We start from the raw sequence: 18,095 nt of genomic DNA, 5'->3' as shown, positions 1-18,095 counted from the left end.
ACTTCTGTAGGTAGATACTTCCGTCAGTAGATAGCTTTGATTTTGGTATCAGTCCGCCCGAACACCTCGTCCGGCACAAAAAAGTCGCCGGCGAGCGGGCCTGTCGCGCCCGGCGCATAGGTCGAGAAATCGCTGACGCCCTCGGCACGCAGCACTTCTTCGTCGATGTAGAAATTGCCGGTCGCCTCGCGCGACGGCCTGACCAGGATGGCGTATGCCGCATCGGCCATGATGTCGGGCGAACGGCTCATCGCTGCCACCGTCGCTCCGCCCAAGAGGTTGCGCACCGCCGCCGTGTCGATGGTAGAGATCGGCCATAGCGAATTAACCGCGATGCCATCCCTGGCGAACTCGGCGCTCATGCCCAGCGTGCACATCGACATGCCGAACTTCGCCATCGTGTAGGCGACATGGTTCTTGAACCATTTGGCCTTCATGTCGAGCGGCGGTGCCAGATTCAAAATGTGAGGATTTTCCGCCAACCTTAAGTATGGAATGCACATTTTGGAGACGAGAAAAGTGCCGCGCGTATTGATCTGGTGCATCAGGTCGTAGCGTTTCATGTCGGTCTCCAGCGTGCCGGTGAGTTGGATGGCGCTGGCATTGTTGATACAAATATCGATGCCGCCGAACCTCTCCACGGTCTTGGCGACGGCTTCGGCGACCTGCGCTTCATCACGGATGTCGCACGGCGCTGGCAGCCCCTTGCCGCCGGCCTGCTCGATCTCTTGCGCCGCCGTGTAGATCGTCCCCGGCAGCTTCGGATGCGGCTCGGCGGTCTTGGCCGCGATCGTCACGTTGGCGCCGTCGCGCGCCGCGCGCAACGCAATCGCCAGTCCGATGCCGCGCGACCCGCCGGAGATGAATAGCGTCTTTCCCTTGAGCGACATCGTTGCGTCTCCTTGTGCTACGCTCTTTTCCGCTATCTTTTCTCTTTGCGATCCTTGCCCGCACCAACGACGGATACAAGGGCCTGCGGCCGTAACGGTGTGACGCCACGGAGGGTTGTGGATTTCGTGAGACGCGTTGAATCGCCGAGCAAAATTGTTATATTCTACCTAAACAGGAAGAATATATAAGTGGCTTTGTCTATCAAGAATACCAAGGTCGAGCAATTGGCGCGTGAGCTCGCCCGCCGCCGCCGGGTATCGGTGACGGAGGCCATCCGTCAAAGCCTTGAGCGGGAAGTTGCGCGCGAACGGCTTGTGCCCCGCGAGGAGACCGGTGATCTCTTTCAACGTCTGATGGCCATTGCCGAACGGGCCGCACGAATACCGGAGCGCGAAGACGCGATGAGCGAAGATGAAATTCTCGGTTACGATGAGCTGGGCATCCCGACGCGATGATCATCGATTCCTCGGCGCTGGTCGCCATCTTGCGCGCGGAACCGGGCTACGATCGATTCGTTTTGGCAATCGCCCAGGCTGAAAGACGTTTGCTTGCGGCACCGACATTGCTCGAAACGACAATGGTGCTTGTCGGTCGCTGGCAGGATCAGATTATCGATCGTTTCGAAGCCTTTTTGCGCACTGCCTCGATCGAAACGATACCCTTCACGGCCGACCACGCCGCTGTCGCCCGTCAGGCTTTCCTGCGCTACGGCAAAGGCCGGCATCCTGCCGCTCTGAACTTCGGCGACTGCATTGCTTATGCTACGGCCCGTCTCGAAGCCATGCCATTGCTGTTCAAGGGTGACGACTTCCGGCTGACCGACATCGAACCGGCCCTTTGATCCACGTTAGACCAGCACCAAGCCTTGCCGCATGGCGATGGCGATCGCATCGGTGCGGTTGACGGCACCGAGCTTGGTCAAGATAGCCGCGACGTGGAACTTCGCCGTGTGCACGGAGATGTCCAGTCGTCGCGCGATAACCTTGTTGGGCGCGCCTTCGGCCAGCAGCGCCAGCACCTCGCTTTCGCGCGGCGAAAGCGTCGGCCGGACGATATGCTCGTCAGTTGGTTCTTCCTCGAACCGGCCGCTGTCGTGGAAGGTCAAATCGTGATGCAGATCGGATAGAGCATGGCTGTCGCGCGAAATCCGGTAGCCCGCCGCCGCCAGCCGCGCGGCGGCGGCGATCAGCAACTCGTCCGCTTGCACCGGCAGCACGGCAAACACTGTATCGGCCGGCCGTTCACGGGCCGCTCGCGATAATAGCAGCACGCGAGGCATAGCCGCGTCGAAGAGACCGCCTTGTACTCCATGGTCATCGACGATGGCGACATCCGCCGCCCCGTGCCCGTCGACATCGCCCGCCAGAACCGGCCGCAGATCATCGGTCGCGGCGAGAGCCGCGGACAGACTTCGTGCGCGCTCGGCGTCAGCGAGCGCGATCAGCACCGTCAGCCGTCTGCCAGCGACCTCACCGCTTACCATCTATCCCTCAGCTCAGTGGTTTTTCACCGATGGTCAGGGAAACCTCACGATTCTCGCCGCCGCGCACCACGCCGAGTGTCACCAGGGCACCGGCACTGTCTGGCCCGAGCTTGCGGATCAGCTCGCGCGGGCCATGCACCGCCTCTGCGTTCCACGACACGATGATGTCGCCGAGGCTGAGACCGGCTGCTTTCGCCGGGCCGTTATCGTCCAGGCTCATCACCATGGCGCCCTGTGTATCACCATTGCGGACCGGATGCAGGCCGGCGCCAAGATAGCCGCGCGCCACATGACCCTTCTCGCGCAGTGTCGTGACTGCCCGTTCGATCGTTTCGTAAGGCATGACCAGTGCCCGCCGGCGTGGCCCGAACAGCAGCATGCCGATCAGTCCGCCCTTGGCGTCGAGCACAGGGCCGCCCTCGAAACGGCCGCCGGCATTGACGGCAAGGTTGATGCGCCGGTCGATCGTGCCGCCCCGCATCGAGCGCCAGGCCGGACCGACCTCGCCGACCGTGCCGCAGGTGGCGAGTGACGTACCGTCACTATTGCCCGCGATGATTGCCAGATTGCCCGGCCGCACCGCCTCCGCCTTTACCAATGACGGGGCGCTCGGCGCGCCGGCCGGTTTCAAAACGGCCGTGCCGGTGGACGGGTCGCGGCCGACCAGTTCGGCCTTGACGGCTTGGCCCGAAGAAAACGTCAGCTCGATCTCCTCGCCGGCCTCGACCGCCTCCTCGGCAGTGACGAAATAGCCGTCCCGCCAGTGGAAAGCAGTTGACGTCCGCTGGTGCGTCGCGAAGCTGGCCGTCGCTGGTGCCGCAGCTGCCGCGATGTCGGCAATGGCGTCGGATAACATGCTCAGATTGAAATCGCTCATGATTTGTCTCCTGGGTTCTTCGTGACCCAGATATCGCCCGGCGGGGGTTGGCGGATACTCGCCTGACGGCTAGTTGAGCATTTGACTGGCCATCTGGTCAGGTCGCGGCCGGTCCGGCTGCTCCGCACATATAGGCATTGTTCATCTTGTTCCAAACGGAGTCCTCAGGTGGCCCTGCCCGCTCAGCAATTGCAATATGACGATGCCCTTCTCGATGCCTATTCGGCGACGGTCGCCGATGCCGTCGACCGCATCGGGCCCGCCGTCTGCCGCATCGAGCGCATCGGTGGCCCGGGCGGCCATGGTTCCGGCTTCGTCATCGCGCCGGACGGGCTGGTCGTCACCAACTTCCACGTCGTCGGCGATGCGCGCAGCGTGCGCGTATCAATGCCGGACGGCGCTTCCAGGGAAGGCCGCGTGCTCGGCCGCGACCCCGACACCGACATTGCGCTGGTGCGCGCCGACGGTGACTTTGCCGACGTTGCGCCGCTCGGCGATTCCAAGCGTTTGAGGCGCGGCCAGATTGCAATTGCCATCGGCAACCCGCTCGGCTTCGAATGGACCGTCACCACTGGCGTCGTCTCGGCACTCGGCCGCTCGATGCGTGCCTCCACCGGCCGGCTGATCGACGACGTCATCCAGACCGACGCCGCGCTCAACCCCGGCAATTCCGGCGGACCACTGGTGTCCTCGGCCGGCGAGGTGATAGGCGTTAACACCGCGATGATCCATGGTGCGCAAGGCATCGCCTTCGCGGTTGCCTCCAACACGGCCAATTTCGTCATCTCGGAAATCATCCGCTTCGGCCGCGTGCGCCGTGCCTTCATCGGCGTTTCAGCCGACACCACCAACCTGCCGCGCCGCGCAGCCCTTTTGTCGCAAGTATCGAGCCGCACGGCGGTGCGCCTGCGCACCGTCGAAAAGAACAGCCCGTCGGACAAGGCCGGCCTCAGGGAAGGCGACATCATTGCCGCCATCGACGGCCGCCCGGTCACCGGTGTCGACGATCTGGTGCGCATGCTCGACGCCGAGCGCATCGGCCACGAGACGCTGTGCACGGTGGTGCGCCGCTCCGGCATTACTCAGGTCACGGTGATGCCAGTGGCGCGAAGCTGAGTGCTCGACCTTGATCCCGAACCGAAGGTCAGCGCAGCAAAAGTGGGAACCGGTTTTTCGGACAACATCATGGTCAAACAAGATAGAGCCCATCCCGAACCTATCGGGATGGGCAGGCTCTATCGCGGCGCATAGATCCGGCCAAGCAGCGACACCAGCAGCGCGGCCAATTCGCCGGTCGGATCGAGATCCGGATCGAAAATGGTCATATCCATTCCGGTGCAGCGCGGATCCGCCACCAGCGCCGTGAGAATGTCGACGAGATCGTCAGGATCGATGCCGGGGCTGCCCGGTGAATCCACTGCCGGCATCACTGTCTGATCGAGCGCATCGACGTCAAAATGCACCCAGTGGGGCCAGCCGGTTCGCGCCAACGTGCTCCAGGTCTTGTCCAGGACCTTCGCCGCGCCAAGCTCGCGCACGGCAAAGACGTCGATCAACGTCATCGCGGTCGAATGGATGTCCGGCCAGGCGAAGTTGGCGTTGCGGTTCTCGCGTTCGCCGATCTGTATCACCTGTTCGTCCGCGACAAGCGGTCTTGCGATGCCGGGCCAGTCGGTCAGCAACGGCTCACCACGTCCGGTTGCGAGCGCAAGGTCCATGCCGGCGGCCGAGCCGAGCGAGGCGTTGACGTCGTAATTGCCCGGATGGCGGAAATCGCTGTGGCCATCGACATGGACCAGCGCAACCGGACCAGATCGCCGTGCTGCGGCCAGCGCGCCAAGCAGGACAGCGCAGTCGCCGCCCACAACCAGCGGAAACTCGCCTCGTCCCAGCGCGCCGGCAACGATTTCGGCGAGTGCGAGATTGAAGCTGCGTATGGCGTTGCCGTTGCGCAGCCGGGTGCCCGGCTGTGGCTCGGTGCTATAGGCGGGCCGATCAAGATCAACCACTTTGGCGGGCGAAAGCATCTCGACCAAGCCGGCTTCGGTAAGCGCCTGCGGCGCGCGCCAGGTCCCCGGAATATGCCCCGGCCGGAGCGGGCGGAGGCCAAGGTTGGAGGGTGCGCGGACAAGGCAGATTTCACGCATGGAGAAGGCCCAGGGTTGATTAACCCCAAAGCATAAACCGCAAAGGCGTGACCGGCCACGCGGCTAAAGCCATCACGTCGCGTCTGCGGACAGTTCCTGCCAGCGGCCGCTGTCTCGCTCAGCCCGCCGCGCCATCGGCATATTGCGCTAGGAATTCCGGGCTCGGCGGGATCGGCTTGATCACGTCGATCAGCACGCCGTTGGGATCCCTGGTGATAAAGTGGCGCTGGCCGAAGGGTTCGTCGCACAGCGTTCGCAGGATCGGTAGCCCGGCGGCGGTGATCCGCTCATAGACGGCATCCGCATCCCTGACCTCGAAATTGATCAGCAGGCCGGAGGTGCGGCCCCGCCCCTCCTTCGGGATCGTCTCATGATCGCCCTGGACGATGCCGAGGTTGACGCGACGATCTTCTGCCGAGCGCAGATGGACGTACCAGTCGGCCTCGAACAGCGGCTTGAAGCCGAAATGCGCGATATAAAAGGCTGCAGTGCCGGCAACATCGCCCGTCATCAGCACCGGATAATAGCTCGTCGTCCTCATCTTTCCTTCTCCCGGCGAATAACATACAGTCTGCATGTAAATTGAACTAACATACAGGCTGCATGCATGCAACAGGGATTCGCTCGTCGCTCCAATCGTGATCGCACCGAGGCGACACGCGCCGAGCTCATCGCCGCAGCGCGAAAACTGTTCACCGAAAAGTCCTATGCCGAGACCAGCACACCCGAGATCGTCGCCGCTGCTGGCGTAACGCGCGGCGCGCTCTATCATCACTTTGCCGACAAGCAGGCGCTGTTTGCCGCTGTGGTCGAACAGGAGGCGCAAGCCATCGCGGAAGAGATCGAACGCGCGTCGCCGCCTTCGCTATTTGCCCACGATGCGCTGATTGCCGGCTCGGATGCCTATCTGGCTGCCATGCGTGCCCCCGGCCGCACCCGACTCTTGCTGCTTGATGGCCCGGCCGTGCTCGGCCGCGCCGCCATGGATGCGATCGACAATCGCCATGGCAACCGTTCGCTGCGCGAGGGCCTTATCGCCGCGATGCGGTCGCACTCCACGAAGAGATTGCCTGTGGAAGCACTGACCGCTTTGCTCGCCGCTGCCTTCGACCGCGCAGCGCTCGCCATTGAAGCTGGAGCTTCGATCGAGGATTACCGCGCCGTTCTCATGGCCCTGATCGACGGCCTGTCTCGGGCTCCTTCGCAGGCATCTCACCCGGCTCGAACTCGTTGAAACAGCCGAGCTGGCGCTTGAACTGGTCGATCAGCCAGGCGGCCGCCGGTTTCGGGCTGCGATCGGCGCGATGCATGGCATAGAGCGGCGAGCGGACTTCGCTGTAAGGCTCGAGATCGAGTTCGACGAGCCGGCCGTTCGCCAGATCATCGGCAATCAGCCATCGCGGCAGCCCGCCCCAGCCCAGCCCCTCGCGCATCAGCACGTGCTTGGTGCGCACATCCGTCAGCCGCCAGGTGCGGTAGGCGAAGACGCCATAGTCACGCCCGCGCGTACGCTCGGATTGGTCCGAGACGACCAGTTGGATGTGTTCGCGGACATCCTCTAGCGCCACTGGTCTCGGCAGCAGCGCCAGCGGGTGTTCAGGCGCTGCAGCTGGCACCAGGGAGATGAAGCCGATGCGAAGCAGATTCACGTCCGTCTCACCCAGAAGCCCCCCGATGCCGAGATCGGCCTGTCCGCCGACAACATGATCGAGGATCAGGCCAAGCGAGCCGATATGCAGACGCAGCGTCACTGCCGGGAACTGCGCCTCGAATGCCTTTAGCACCCGAACCAGCACCGGCGACGGTAGTGTCACGTCGACCGACAGCGTAACTTCCGCCTCCAATCCCTGCCGGTATCCGTCGACACGCGAGCGGATGCGTTGCAGCACGCCGACCATGCGTCGCGCATCTTCCAGCGTCGCCTTGCCGACATCGGTCAGTTGCGGTTCACGCGTGCCCTCGCGCTCGAACAGCTTCAGCCCGAGCTGCGCTTCGAGGTTGGCGATAGCGTAGCTGATCACCGATTGCGCGCGATTCAATTTGCGCCCGGCGGCCGAGAAGCTGCCGGTCTCGGCCACCGCAACCAGTATCTGCAGTTGGTCAAGCGTCGGGTTCGGTTGCATCGTTCAATCCACAATTTAGATGGATCATATAAAAAATATACCAGTTTTTCAAATGGGTCTGCGCACACATATTTGCCGGGAGATTTTAAGTCCAACCCTGGAGACCCATCATGTCGATCCTTCTTGTCACATCCAGCCCACGCGGCGCCGCCTCGCACTCGACCCGCATCGCCACCGAACTCGCCGAGAAGCTGCTTGCCGCCAATCCCTCGGCCAGGCTTGTCGCCCGCGACCTCGTAGCCAACCCGCTGCCGCATATCGACCCCGACTATTCGACCGGCATATATATGCCGGTCGAAGCGCGCAGCCAGCGCCAGGCTGAGGTCGTCGGCGTTTCCGACACGGTACTGGACGAGCTGTTTGCGGCCGACACCGTCATTCTCGCCACCGGCTTCATCAACTTCAACATCTCCTCGACGCTGAAGTCCTGGGTCGATCACATTGCCCGTTCCGGCAAGAGCTTTGCTTATGGCGAGAACGGCCCCAAGGGCCTCGTCACCGGCAAGAAGGTCTATATCGTACTGGCTTCGGGCGGCATCTATTCCGAAGGTGCGGCCGTGCAGTTCGATCACGCCATTCCCTACCTGCGCAGCGTACTCGGCTTTCTCGGCATGAACGATGTCGAGGTCATCCGCATCGAAGGAGTCGGGATGGGCGCCGATGCGGTAGCAGCAGCGCTGGCCAAGGCCTCGGCCAAGGTCGACGCCATTGTGGCCGCGACCGGCAATGCCGAGCGCGTCGCCACCGCGGCGTAAAGCGTCAGCATAATCTGAATTGTACAAGGGCAGGCGCCCGGCGCCTGCCCTTGTTTTCGTTGGCGACAACCTATTGTGGTGGGCCACACAACTGCCATTGGTTATTCGTCAGCCGTGGCAAGAAGGGGCTCATCCAGCCGGCGCTGAAGGTCCGCGGCCCGGAATATTGCCCATCATCTATGGTCCCGAATATGACGCGCCCGACAATCTCGTCCGCCTCCGAGAACGCGGCCTGGCCGGCAAGCGCAGCCTGACGCTCCGGGAGTTCGCGCTCGGTCACGAAGCACTGACGCGATTTGTCGCCAAGCAGCCGCTACGCCGGGTTCACGAGTGTGTCTTCGCCGTGCTGGCGTTGGAAAGCGGGCCAATCGACCCAAGGCTGTCGTAGCCGATCTACCCGAAGATCTTTTCGCCTTGCTCGTCGACCAGTTGGATGCCCTTTTTGATCGAGATGTCGACAGCGTCGTCAAGCCCGGCAAAGCGGTCGGCGCGGATGAATTTGTGCTCCTTCATCACGCCGTCGATCTCCTTCGAAACCACGCCGCAGGTCTGGTACTGGCCCTCCGCCTTGTAGGGCGTGGCGCTGATTAAAAATCCCTTGTGCTCGATCTGCTTTGCCGGCGCCGCTGTCTTTGGCTCGGCGGCTTCGTTGCCTCCGCCGAAAAGACGCTTCAGAAAAGACATGGGGGTATCCTCCAACGGCAATCATCCTGCACCACATAGCGCGGTGCAGGATGATTTTCAGTACCGGTCCTTGGCCGAGCGGGCAAGGGCCGCAACTGGCTTGGCACTCAGAGGTCAGTCGCGCGACAACGCTTCCAAGGCCTCTGCGGCAGCTTCCAATATGCTGATTGCCTCGGCCTGCTTTGCTTCAGGCGCATCGACGATTTCGCCGAGCGCGGCGCGCAGCCGGTGGCGCACGGCGCGAAACTCGTCGCGCTTTTCCGAGCGGCCGCGGCCGCGCCGGCCACCGTCGCCGTCATCGTTCCAGCCGAACCAGTCGCGCGCCTTTGCCATCTTGCGGCCGAAGCGCTCGAGATGTTCGAGCACGTGGTCGATCATCTCGCGATTTTCGTTGAGGTGCGCCTGCCCAGCCTCGGTGATTGAAAACACCTTCTTGTTGCCGTCCGCCGCAGAAACGGCGTAGCCGGCCTCTTCCAGGAAGGTCAGCGTCGGGTAGACCACGCCGGGGCTCGGGCTGTAGAAGCCGCTGGTGCGCTCCTCCAGCGCCTTGATGATGTCGTAGCCGTGCCGCGGCGCCTCGGCCAGAAGCGACAGCGTGATCAGCTTGAGGTCGCCGTCGGCCAGCATGCGCCCGGCGCGGAACATGTCGCCCGGCCCGCCGCGTCCGCCTCTCATGCCATGCCCAAACGGGCCGAAGCCGCCGCCGCGTCCGCCGAACTTGCCGGCCATATGCATGAAAACGCGCTCGGCGTGTTCGCCAAAACGATGACGCCCGAAATGATTGTCTTTGTGCATTGTTTGCTCCTTAAGTTATGTCTTAAGATATATCTCAACTACGTATTCACAGCGGCGGAGTCAAGATATATCTTACGATGTATCTGAAGATAGCGCCAGCAGGATTGGTTTTCGCCGGCAAGGGCGGTCAGGAAGCGCGCGAGGGGCCGAAGGCCACTCCCCAGGCGTCTAACGTGAAGCAACGCATCCACCCCCGTTCCAGTTACGCCGAAGACCGGCGAATGGATGCAAGGCGACGAACCGGATGCTTCGGCGAAATCCCAGACGAATGTGAAAACCTCGCGCAGAAAGCTGCCTCCGACGCTGCTGCTGGTGCTGCCTGCGGTGCGCCGCATCGTTGGCTGGCTTCGCGACCCCGCGGCTTGATAGCGGGGCATGCGAAACGCTCGGTGCGGGAGGAATGGATACCTGTTACCAGCGGCCTTTGCGCCGGTTCCAGGCATAGAGCAGATCGGCGAAACGATCATAGGCATAGCGCGTCAACGGCAGTGCGGCGGGATTGCCGAACAGCGTCGCCAACCAGCCCTCGCCCGGCGTTATCAGCCACACCGCAACTGCAACATCGGCGCCGACCAGCAATTTGCCACCGGCGTCGGTCGCATGCAGCCGACGCCGGATATCCTCCAGCCTGATGCCGTAGCGGGCCAACGCCGTCGGTTCGGCATTGATGTCGCGAAATTCGATCCGCCCGGCCTTGACCGCCTCGACCAGCCGCCGCTTCTGCCGGCTGATGCCGGCATCACAGACCGGACAGCGCGTATTATACCAGACGGTCAGCAGAGGCTTGCTCATGTTTCGAGACGGCACCAGAGGGACGCGCACCGACTATCCGGCAAACGCCATTGCGCCGCAACGCAACACGACAGCCGCGGAATGGCCGGCTAGGCCTGGAGCGCAACTTACCCGAGCGAGGTGATGATCTCGCGATAGGCATCCTCCGGGAAAGCCTTGAGTGTCCGCGTCCTGACGTTTCCGGCCGTCGCCAGCATCAGCGAGAAACGAGCCAGGACGGCATCGTCGGGCGCTTCGAGCACGGCCACCATGTCGCAATCCCCCATGGTAAGATAAAATGCCTTGAAGGACCCGCCCATGTCTCCCAGCAGCTTCTTGGCGGCATCGAGCCGCTTCGGCGATTCGCGCACGTTTTTGGCGCCTTGCTCCGTCCAGTTGATCAGCACGATGTAAGTTGTCATGGCACACCTCCCTCCGGTGCCACGGAGCACGGCGTCCAACCGCCGGGGCGGGCATCCGGGTTTGTCGCCCAGAGAATGCGTCCGTCGCGGAATTATCCTCTCGTAGGGCACGACCCGCAAGAGCGGCGCGTTCAAACGTGATCGCATGTGCCCAAACGGAAAAGGGCGCCACCGGCGCCCTTGAAACTGCTTATCCGTCACCCGGCCTCAGCTGTCGAGGAAGCTCCGCAGCTTGCGCGACCGGCTCGGGTGTTTGAGCTTGCGCAGCGCCTTGGCTTCGATCTGGCGGATGCGCTCGCGGGTGACCGAGAATTGCTGGCCGACCTCTTCAAGCGTGTGGTCGGTGTTCATGCCGATGCCGAAGCGCATTCTGAGCACGCGCTCTTCGCGCGGCGTCAGCGAGGCCAATACACGCGTCGTCGTCTCGCGCAAATTGGCCTGGATCGCCGCGTCAATCGGCAGGATCGCCATCTTGTCCTCGATGAAGTCGCCCAGATGCGAATCCTCCTCGTCGCCGACCGGCGTTTCGAGCGAGATCGGCTCCTTGGCGATCTTCAGCACCTTGCGCACTTTTTCCAGCGGCATGGCGAGCTTTTCCGCCAGTTCTTCCGGCGTCGGCTCACGGCCGATCTCATGCAGCATCTGGCGCGAGGTGCGCACGATTTTGTTGATCGTTTCGATCATGTGCACCGGAATGCGGATAGTGCGCGCCTGGTCGGCGATCGAACGGGTGATCGCCTGCCGGATCCACCACGTCGCGTAGGTCGAGAACTTGTAGCCGCGGCGGTATTCGAATTTGTCGACCGCCTTCATCAGGCCGATATTGCCTTCCTGGATCAGATCGAGGAACTGCAGGCCGCGATTGGTGTATTTCTTGGCGATGGAGATGACGAGGCGCAGATTGGCCTCGACCATTTCCTTCTTGGCGATCGCGGCTTCGCGCTCGCCCTTCTGCACCTGGTTGACGATCTTGCGGAATTCCTGGATCGAAATCGCCGTCTCGGTGGCGAGGTTCTGGATCTCGGCGCGCAGGTCGCGGATGGCGTCCTTCTCGTTCTTGGTGAATTCCTTCCAGCCGCGCGAAGTCAAATTGCCGATCGAGCGGGTCCAGTTCGGATCGAGCTCCGAGCCCTGATATTCCTTGAGGAATTCCTCGCGGCGCACACCATAACTTTCGGCCAGCCTGAGCAGCTTGCCTTCGTTCTGCACCAGGCGCTTGTTGATGTCGTAGAGCTGCTCGACCAGCGCCTCGATGCGCGCCGTGTTCAAGGACAGCGACTTCACCGCCTTGATCAGTTGGTCCTTCAATTCCTTCAGCCGGCGGTCCTGACTGGGCGACAGCGTGCCGGCGGCAGCCAGCCGGTTCTCGACCTGCTGGTCCTGCAGCTTGCGCAGTTTCTTGTAGGTGTCGGCAATGACGTCGAGCGTCTCCATCACCTGCGGGCGCAGTTCCGCTTCCATCGCCGCAAGCGACAGGCTCGCCTCGTCATCGTCTTCCTCGTCATCGTCCACCAGGCCACGGGTGTCGCCGCCGACATTGGTGATGTCGTCCTCGTCCTCGCGCGAACGGCGCGACTTTTCCTCGGTCTTGGCTTCCTCGATACGCTCGACAACCGGCGCCTGCTTGGCCTCCGGCCCGGCATAGGTCGCCTCGAGGTCGATGATCTCGCGCAGCAGGATCTTCGATTCGTTGAGCTCGTCACGCCAGATGATGATGGCCTGGAAGGTCAGCGGGCTTTCGCACAGGCCCGCGATCATCGTCTCGCGGCCGGCCTCGATGCGCTTGGCGATCGCGATTTCGCCCTCGCGCGACAGAAGCTCGACTGAGCCCATCTCGCGCAGATACATGCGGACCGGATCGTCGGTGCGGTCGGTCGGCTCTTTCTTGGTCGTGGTGGCGGCGACGGCGGTGCCGGTCTGCTCGGCGAGTTCGTTCGCGTCTTCCTCGGCGTCAGCGGCGGTATCGGCGGCTTCGGGCTCCTCGCCCTGCTCGTCGTCCTCGACCACGTTGATGCCCATGTCGGAAAGCATGGCCATCGTGTCCTCGATCTGCTCGGAGGTCACTTCCTCCGAGGGCAGCACCGAATTCAGCTCGTCCATGGTGACATAGCCGCGCTTCTTGGCGGCCTTGATCATCTTCTTGACAGCATCGTCGGAAAGGTCGAGCAGAGGGCCATCGGTCGCGGCCTCGCGTTCGGTCTCGACTTCTTCCTTTTCCTTTGTCGCCATAGTCTTTATTTTCTCCAAGCGGCTGAGTATCAAAGCCGCGTAAGCTGCCGGTCCGGTCAAATTGGATGCGCTCCTTCCAGAACGCGCTTTACCGGGCCAGTAACTGCATCTCTCGTTAAGTCCAGATTAACCCTGATATCTGTGGCAAGCAGACTGCCTGTCCAGTGATCAGTACCTTACATCGCTGCATTCCCGTCGATGCCGGGGCGGGTTAACGTTTCGAATCGACCTGATTCCGCCATTCTGCCGGAAGGTCAAGCGCCTCTCGCATGATTCGCATGAAAAAAGCGAATCAATTACCCGACTTAGAGCACCGCACGCTCGATTCAACGCGCAAGCACGTCCTTACATTTCAGTCTTCTGGAGGCTTCGATCTAAACGCGCCCAGCTCTGCCCGACGATACGCCAAACCCTTCGATCAGCGCTTCCGTTGCCTGCACATCACGAAATTGCGCCTGGATTTCGACCAGGTGCCGGTAATTTTCGTCCGTAGGATCGCTGGCGAGCGCTGCTTCCGCCTGCTTCAGCTCCTTATGTAAGGTGCGCGCGCTGCGCTGCAAGTGGAGAGCTTGGCTGAACGCATCACGAGCATCGTCGAGTGCTGCCGTTTCCAGCGCCGGCCATTGCCGCGCACGTTTGATCAGCGCCACCGCGCGCTGCCAGATCTCACCGCAGCCGGCCCGCTCGATCGTCGCGATTACAGCCTCGCGGTTGTTGGCCATATCGTGCGCCATGGCGTCGAGGATGGCCACATGCAGCCGCTTCAGATCGGAATTGGCGAGATCGAGGAACTCGACATGGGCGAAATTCTCGTCGATCAGCACGGGATGGTTGACGAGGGCCGCAATGATCGTCGCCTCGCGCACCGACATGCCCTCGCCGCCGCGTTTGACTAGCGCCGAGCGGCCGAGGCTTTCGGTGATCGCGGTGCGCCCACCCGCACCGCCGCCACGTGCAAACTGTCCGCCAGGTGCTGAGACCCTGCCCGGGAAGCGCTCACCGGGCCGTCCGTCCTGACGTCCCTGGCGTCCGCGCTGGGCACCGAAGAAGCTCTGCACGCGCTCGCGCATTTCCTGTTGGTAGTGATAGCGAAGGCTCTCGTCGCGGATGCGGCTGGTCAGTTCGCGCAGCGTCTTTTCGAGCTCCGCCCGCCGCTCCGGCGTATCGAAGATGCCACCGGCGGTCTCGCGCATCCACAAGAGGTCGGCCAGCGGCCGCGCCTCGGAAAGCACGGCGCGGAACGCATCCGGTCCGTCCCCCTTGACCAGATCGTCGGGATCCTTGCCCTCCGGCAGCAGGGCGAAGCGCACGGAGCGGCCCGCCTGGACCGCCGGCAGCGCCATGTCGGCGGCGCGCCATGCTGCCTTCAGCCCGGCCTGGTCGCCGTCGAAGCACAGCACCGGCTCGCCAGCCATGCGCCACAGAAGTTCGAGCTGGTTTTCAGTCAATGCGGTGCCGAGCGGCGCCACCACGTTCTCGAAGCCGGCCTGCGCCAGCGCGATCACATCCATGTAGCCCTCTACGGCAATGACCGTGCCGCCCTTGGCCAGCGCTCCCTTTCCGAGCGCTTGGCGCGCACGGGCGAAATTGTAGAGCACGTTGCCCTTGTGGAAGAGCTCCGTATCGGGCGAGTTCATGTATTTGGCCAGCGCATCCGGCGCCAGTGCCCGCCCGCCGAAGGCGATGATCTTGCCCCTGGAATCCGGGATCGGGAACATGATGCGGTCGCGAAACCAATCATAGGAAACCGGCACGTCGTCGCCATGTCGCACCAGCCCGCACGCCTCGATGTCGGCCTTGGGGACACCCTTGGCGGCAAGGTGCTCCTTCAGCGCGTTGCGGCTGTCGGGGGCATAGCCGAGGCGGAAAGACTGCTGCGTCGCCGGTGTCAGCCCCCGGTCGCGCAGGTAGGCGCGGGCCTTTGCCCCTTCCGGTCCCTGCAGCCGTTCCTGGAAGAACACCGTCGCCATCTCCATGACATCGGTCAGGCTGGCGCGTTCCTTTTCGCGCCGTTCCTCATCGGGATCGCGAACCGGCATCGGCACGCCGGCCATGTCGGCGATCTTCTCGACGGCCTCGGGAAAGCTTATCCCATCGAGTTCGGTCAAAAACTTGAAATGGTCGCCCGAAACCGAGCAGCCGAAACAGTGATAACGGCCCTTCTTGTCCTCGCAATGGAAGGACGGGCTCTTCTCGCCATGGAACGGACAGCACGCCCAATAATCGCCACGCGGCGCGTTGGTCTTCTTCCTGTCCCACGCGACGCGCTGGCCGATCACCGAAGAAATCGGTACGCGGTCGCGTATCTCGTCGAGGAAAGCAGGCGGAAAGCGCATGGGGACAGCTCGTTTGGCCTTCATATAATCACACGGGCGAAGCTCGACGACTCGTAATGGCGACCATACCCGGTTTTCACAGGTCAAAAAGAGAAGGCGGCCCGCGGACCGCCTTCTTGATCTAAACCGGCGCAGCGCCGGTCAGCCGTTCCGCGCTCACTGCGCGGCGATGGCACCGAAGATCAGGCCGGAGAGAACGCTGACCAGCAGATAGTCGTTACCGACCCGGATCCATTCCTGACCGGACCCGGACGGCGCAGGCCATAGTGGCGATAATCGCGAATCGGCTGATGACGCTTCCAGCTCGAATATCTCTGGCCGTTGCGCCAATGGCTGCGTCTCACGACGATCTTCTTCTTCACTATGACGCGCTTGTTCACGTCGACATGCTTGTTCACATGCCTGCCGGGCTTCTGCCAGTCGACCTGGCTGTAGTTCGACTGCGGCGCGTTTGGTGTGTTCAGTGGTGCAGCCTGGCCCTGCAAGGCGGTTGCAGCCAGCATCGAGAAGGCAATGGCGGAAAGAACGATACGTTTCATGGCGGGTACTCCTTGGTTGTCGATGCCTCCGGAATAGAGCCGGAAGGATGAACCGAAACTGAATGCATAGATTACGTTTTCGTAATGATTTCCTATATTTAGCACGACTAATTCAGCGATACCTTTAAAGCGACCGTCCGAGAATGGACGCATGACCCTCCGCAACCTCGCAGGCTATGCAACCATTTTGTCAGCCATCCATTTCCGACACGCCCCGTCGCGTGCCAACAGGCGTCCGAACCGGGCAAAATTTATTATTCGGCTAAAATAAATCGGAGTAATATCGACCTCTGCAATGTCCACGATTCGCGCCCGCTTTTGCCCCTTCGACTTCACCGCGCCCGCGTCGCCGGCGCCTGTGGCGTTGCGGGGCCTGGCATGAGTGGCTCGGTCGTTTTGCTGCACCTTGCCGGTGCGGTGGCACTGATGCTGTTTGCCACCCGTCTGGTGAAGACCGGCGTCGAGCGCGCCTACGGCGATGTGCTGCGCCACAAACTGCGCGCCACCATGCGCAATCCCTTCATGGCGGTTCTGGCCGGCTGCGGCCTGGCTGTCGCACTGCAAAGCTCGACCGCCGTCACCTTGCTGGTCGGCTCATTCGCCGGCTCCGGTATTGTCAGCGGCATGTCGGGCCAGCTTGCGGTGCGCGGTGCCGAGATCGGCTCGGCGCTGGTGGTCAAGCTGCTTACCTTCGATCTGTCGCTGCTGGTGCCGGTCTGCCTGGTCGCCGGCACGGTCATGTTCATGGCCACAGAGCGGCGCGACTGGCGCCAGTTCGGCCGCATCCTGGTCGGCATCGGCCTGCTGCTTCTGTCGCTGGAGATGATCGGCCAGGCGTCGGAGCCGCTGCGCCAGAGCACGCTGATGCCGCTCATCGTCGATTACTTCTCCGGCGATCCGGTCACCGCCTATCTTCTGGCGGCGTTGGTCACCTGGCTGTTCCATTCCTCGATCGCCGCGGTGCTGCTGATGGTGACGCTCGCCGGTCGCGGTTTCATCCCGCCCGAACTCGGCATCGTGCTGGTGCTCGGCGTCAATCTCGGCTCTTCGATCATCGCGCCGCTTCTAACCCGCAACGCAGAGCCCGGCGTTCGCATCGTGCCGATCGGGAATCTCCTGATGCGCGGTATGGGTTCGCTGATCATGCTGATCCTGTTCCTGACGTTCAAGCCGCGGGTCGCCTTCTTGGGCAGCACCGTGCCCGAGCAGATCGTCAATGCCCACATCGCCTTCAACATCTTGATCCTGATCGCCGGCGTGCCGCTGGCGCGCCTGGTCTATCGCGCCTCGGAAAAGATCGTGGCGCTGGGCACCAAGCCGCAGCCCGCCGACGCGCTCGACGTCGTTGAGCTTTCCGCGCTCAACGAAAGTGCGCTCGACGTGCCGAGCCAGGCATTAGCCAACGCCACCCGCGAGGTGGTGCGGGTCTGCGAAACGGTCGAGATCATGCTGAAACGGATCATCGAGCTCTATGAGAGCGCCGATGCCGACAAGATTGGCGCGCTGGCCGCACTCGACGACCGTGTCGACAGAAAGCACGCGGCGATCAAGCTCTATCTGGCCAGGGTCACCAAGAACCCGCTGAGCGAGGACGAGGCCCTGCGTTGCCAGGAGCTGATCGGCGCCTGCGTCAAGCTGGAGCAGGTCGGCGACATCATCGTGCGCAACATGCTGGTCCACGTGAAGAAGAAATTCGAGCGCGGGCTGGAGTTCACGCCGGAAGGATGGCGTGAGCTTTGCGCCTTCCATGCCTTGGTGCTTGCCAATGCCAGGCTTGCCTTCAACGTGCTGGTGTCTCGCGATCCGGAGACCGCTCGCCAGTTGGTGCTGGAAAAGGACCGGCTGCGCGACCGCGAGAAGGAAACCAGCCAGAGCCATTTCGTGCGGCTGCGCGACGGCACCGCCAAGAGTGTCGAGACCAGTTCCATCCATCTCGACACCATTCGGGACCTCAAGCAGATCAACTCGCTGCTCGCCTCGATGGCCTATCCCGTGCTTGAGGAGCGCGGTCTGCTCACCGGTTCACGGCTGAAGGCTGGATAG

At 62.6% G+C, this 18,095-nt stretch carries 20 protein-coding genes and 1 pseudogene; 8 read left to right on the top strand and 13 right to left on the bottom strand.

Annotated elements, in window-relative coordinates; translation table 11 throughout:
• Positions 1-23 precede the first annotated feature (23 nt).
• A complete protein-coding gene (locus NKI63_RS15690; protein WP_352506778.1) occupies positions 24-890 on the bottom strand; it encodes an SDR family oxidoreductase in 867 nt (288 codons plus the stop codon).
• Between the two features lie 189 nt (positions 891-1,079).
• On the opposite strand from NKI63_RS15690, the gene NKI63_RS15685 reads away from it, so the two are divergent.
• Complete coding sequence (locus NKI63_RS15685; RefSeq protein WP_352506777.1) at positions 1,080-1,346, top strand: type II toxin-antitoxin system VapB family antitoxin; 267 nt, start codon at positions 1,080-1,082, stop codon at positions 1,344-1,346.
• The gene (locus tag NKI63_RS15680) at positions 1,343-1,732 is read left to right on the top strand and encodes a type II toxin-antitoxin system VapC family toxin (RefSeq protein ID WP_352506776.1); all 390 of its coding nucleotides are present in this window, start codon (positions 1,343-1,345) and stop codon (positions 1,730-1,732) included. The genes NKI63_RS15685 and NKI63_RS15680 overlap by 4 nt, the downstream gene beginning before the upstream one ends.
• Before the next feature lie 6 nt (positions 1,733-1,738).
• Here NKI63_RS15680 and NKI63_RS15675 read toward each other — a convergent pair whose 3' ends face one another.
• Together NKI63_RS15675 and NKI63_RS15670 are read right to left on the bottom strand one after the other, a co-directional pair.
• Positions 1,739-2,374 carry a helix-turn-helix transcriptional regulator gene (locus tag NKI63_RS15675; RefSeq protein ID WP_352506775.1) on the bottom strand — a complete coding sequence of 212 codons (636 nt, stop codon included), beginning with the start codon at positions 2,372-2,374 and terminating at the stop codon, positions 1,739-1,741.
• 7 nt (positions 2,375-2,381) lie between these two features.
• Positions 2,382-3,251 (bottom strand): S1C family serine protease, encoded by an 870-nt coding sequence (locus NKI63_RS15670; protein WP_352506774.1) that lies wholly within the window; start codon positions 3,249-3,251, stop codon positions 2,382-2,384.
• Between the two features lie 168 nt (positions 3,252-3,419).
• Between NKI63_RS15670 and NKI63_RS15665 the strand changes: the two genes are divergently transcribed.
• Positions 3,420-4,367, top strand: coding sequence for a S1C family serine protease (locus NKI63_RS15665; RefSeq protein ID WP_352506773.1), 948 nt, complete (start codon positions 3,420-3,422; stop codon positions 4,365-4,367).
• A 119-nt stretch (positions 4,368-4,486) separates the two neighbouring features.
• Here NKI63_RS15665 and NKI63_RS15660 read toward each other — a convergent pair whose 3' ends face one another.
• The gene (locus NKI63_RS15660) at positions 4,487-5,398 is read right to left on the bottom strand and encodes an arginase family protein (RefSeq protein WP_352477778.1); all 912 of its coding nucleotides are present in this window, start codon (positions 5,396-5,398) and stop codon (positions 4,487-4,489) included.
• A gap of 118 nt (positions 5,399-5,516) precedes the next feature.
• On the bottom strand, positions 5,517-5,939 hold the full coding sequence (locus NKI63_RS15655) for a VOC family protein (protein WP_352704230.1): 423 nt from the start codon (positions 5,937-5,939) through the stop codon (positions 5,517-5,519).
• Positions 5,940-6,005: 66 nt separating this feature from the next.
• On the opposite strand from NKI63_RS15655, the gene NKI63_RS15650 reads away from it, so the two are divergent.
• Entirely contained in the window at positions 6,006-6,632 is a 627-nt protein-coding gene (locus tag NKI63_RS15650; protein ID WP_352704228.1) for a TetR/AcrR family transcriptional regulator, read from the top strand.
• Here NKI63_RS15650 and NKI63_RS15645 read toward each other — a convergent pair.
• The gene (locus tag NKI63_RS15645; RefSeq protein WP_352738983.1) at positions 6,565-7,521 is read right to left on the bottom strand and encodes a LysR family transcriptional regulator; all 957 of its coding nucleotides are present in this window, start codon (positions 7,519-7,521) and stop codon (positions 6,565-6,567) included. The genes NKI63_RS15650 and NKI63_RS15645 overlap by 68 nt on opposite strands.
• Before the next feature lie 110 nt (positions 7,522-7,631).
• Here NKI63_RS15645 and NKI63_RS15640 point away from each other — a divergent pair, with 110 nt between their 5' ends.
• Both NKI63_RS15640 and NKI63_RS15635 read left to right on the top strand, forming a co-directional pair.
• A complete protein-coding gene (locus tag NKI63_RS15640) occupies positions 7,632-8,276 on the top strand; it encodes an FMN-dependent NADH-azoreductase (RefSeq protein ID WP_254820355.1) in 645 nt (214 codons plus the stop codon).
• A 166-nt stretch (positions 8,277-8,442) separates the two neighbouring features.
• Positions 8,443-8,664, top strand: coding sequence for a hypothetical protein (locus tag NKI63_RS15635; protein WP_352704224.1), 222 nt, complete (start codon positions 8,443-8,445; stop codon positions 8,662-8,664).
• 5 nt (positions 8,665-8,669) lie between these two features.
• Here the strand turns inward: NKI63_RS15635 and NKI63_RS15630 are convergent, their stop codons facing one another.
• Positions 8,670-8,960, bottom strand: coding sequence for an HlyU family transcriptional regulator (locus tag NKI63_RS15630; RefSeq protein WP_023678291.1), 291 nt, complete (start codon positions 8,958-8,960; stop codon positions 8,670-8,672).
• A 114-nt stretch (positions 8,961-9,074) separates the two neighbouring features.
• Positions 9,075-9,755: a PadR family transcriptional regulator gene (locus NKI63_RS15625; protein WP_352506767.1), complete on the bottom strand. Its 681-nt coding sequence runs from the start codon at positions 9,753-9,755 to the stop codon at positions 9,075-9,077.
• 225 nt (positions 9,756-9,980) lie between these two features.
• On the opposite strand from NKI63_RS15625, the gene NKI63_RS15620 reads away from it, so the two are divergent.
• A complete protein-coding gene (locus NKI63_RS15620) occupies positions 9,981-10,121 on the top strand; it encodes a hypothetical protein (RefSeq protein WP_352506766.1) in 141 nt (46 codons plus the stop codon).
• Positions 10,122-10,166: 45 nt separating this feature from the next.
• Here NKI63_RS15620 and NKI63_RS15615 read toward each other — a convergent pair whose 3' ends face one another.
• From NKI63_RS15615 to NKI63_RS15595, 5 genes and pseudogenes are all read right to left on the bottom strand, one after another.
• A complete protein-coding gene (locus NKI63_RS15615) occupies positions 10,167-10,547 on the bottom strand; it encodes a thiol-disulfide oxidoreductase DCC family protein (protein ID WP_352506765.1) in 381 nt (126 codons plus the stop codon).
• A gap of 107 nt (positions 10,548-10,654) precedes the next feature.
• On the bottom strand, positions 10,655-10,948 hold the full coding sequence (locus tag NKI63_RS15610; RefSeq protein WP_352450720.1) for a GYD domain-containing protein: 294 nt from the start codon (positions 10,946-10,948) through the stop codon (positions 10,655-10,657).
• Positions 10,949-11,155: 207 nt separating this feature from the next.
• Complete coding sequence (gene rpoD, locus NKI63_RS15605) at positions 11,156-13,177, bottom strand: RNA polymerase sigma factor RpoD (protein ID WP_023678297.1); 2,022 nt, start codon at positions 13,175-13,177, stop codon at positions 11,156-11,158.
• A 374-nt stretch (positions 13,178-13,551) separates the two neighbouring features.
• The gene (gene dnaG, locus NKI63_RS15600; protein ID WP_352822167.1) at positions 13,552-15,513 is read right to left on the bottom strand and encodes a DNA primase; all 1,962 of its coding nucleotides are present in this window, start codon (positions 15,511-15,513) and stop codon (positions 13,552-13,554) included.
• A 156-nt stretch (positions 15,514-15,669) separates the two neighbouring features.
• Positions 15,670-16,052 (bottom strand): annotated as a pseudogene (locus tag NKI63_RS15595) (RcnB family protein).
• A 378-nt stretch (positions 16,053-16,430) separates the two neighbouring features.
• On the opposite strand from NKI63_RS15595, the gene NKI63_RS15590 reads away from it, so the two are divergent.
• Entirely contained in the window at positions 16,431-18,095 is a 1,665-nt protein-coding gene (locus tag NKI63_RS15590; protein WP_352506762.1) for a Na/Pi cotransporter family protein, read from the top strand.

The organism is Mesorhizobium sp. M0410, from assembly GCF_040321435.1.
Taxonomy (GTDB): Bacteria; Pseudomonadota; Alphaproteobacteria; order Rhizobiales; family Rhizobiaceae; genus Mesorhizobium.
The sequence above is the reverse complement of the archived record's forward strand: the minus strand, read 5'-3'. Positions and strand labels throughout refer to the sequence as shown.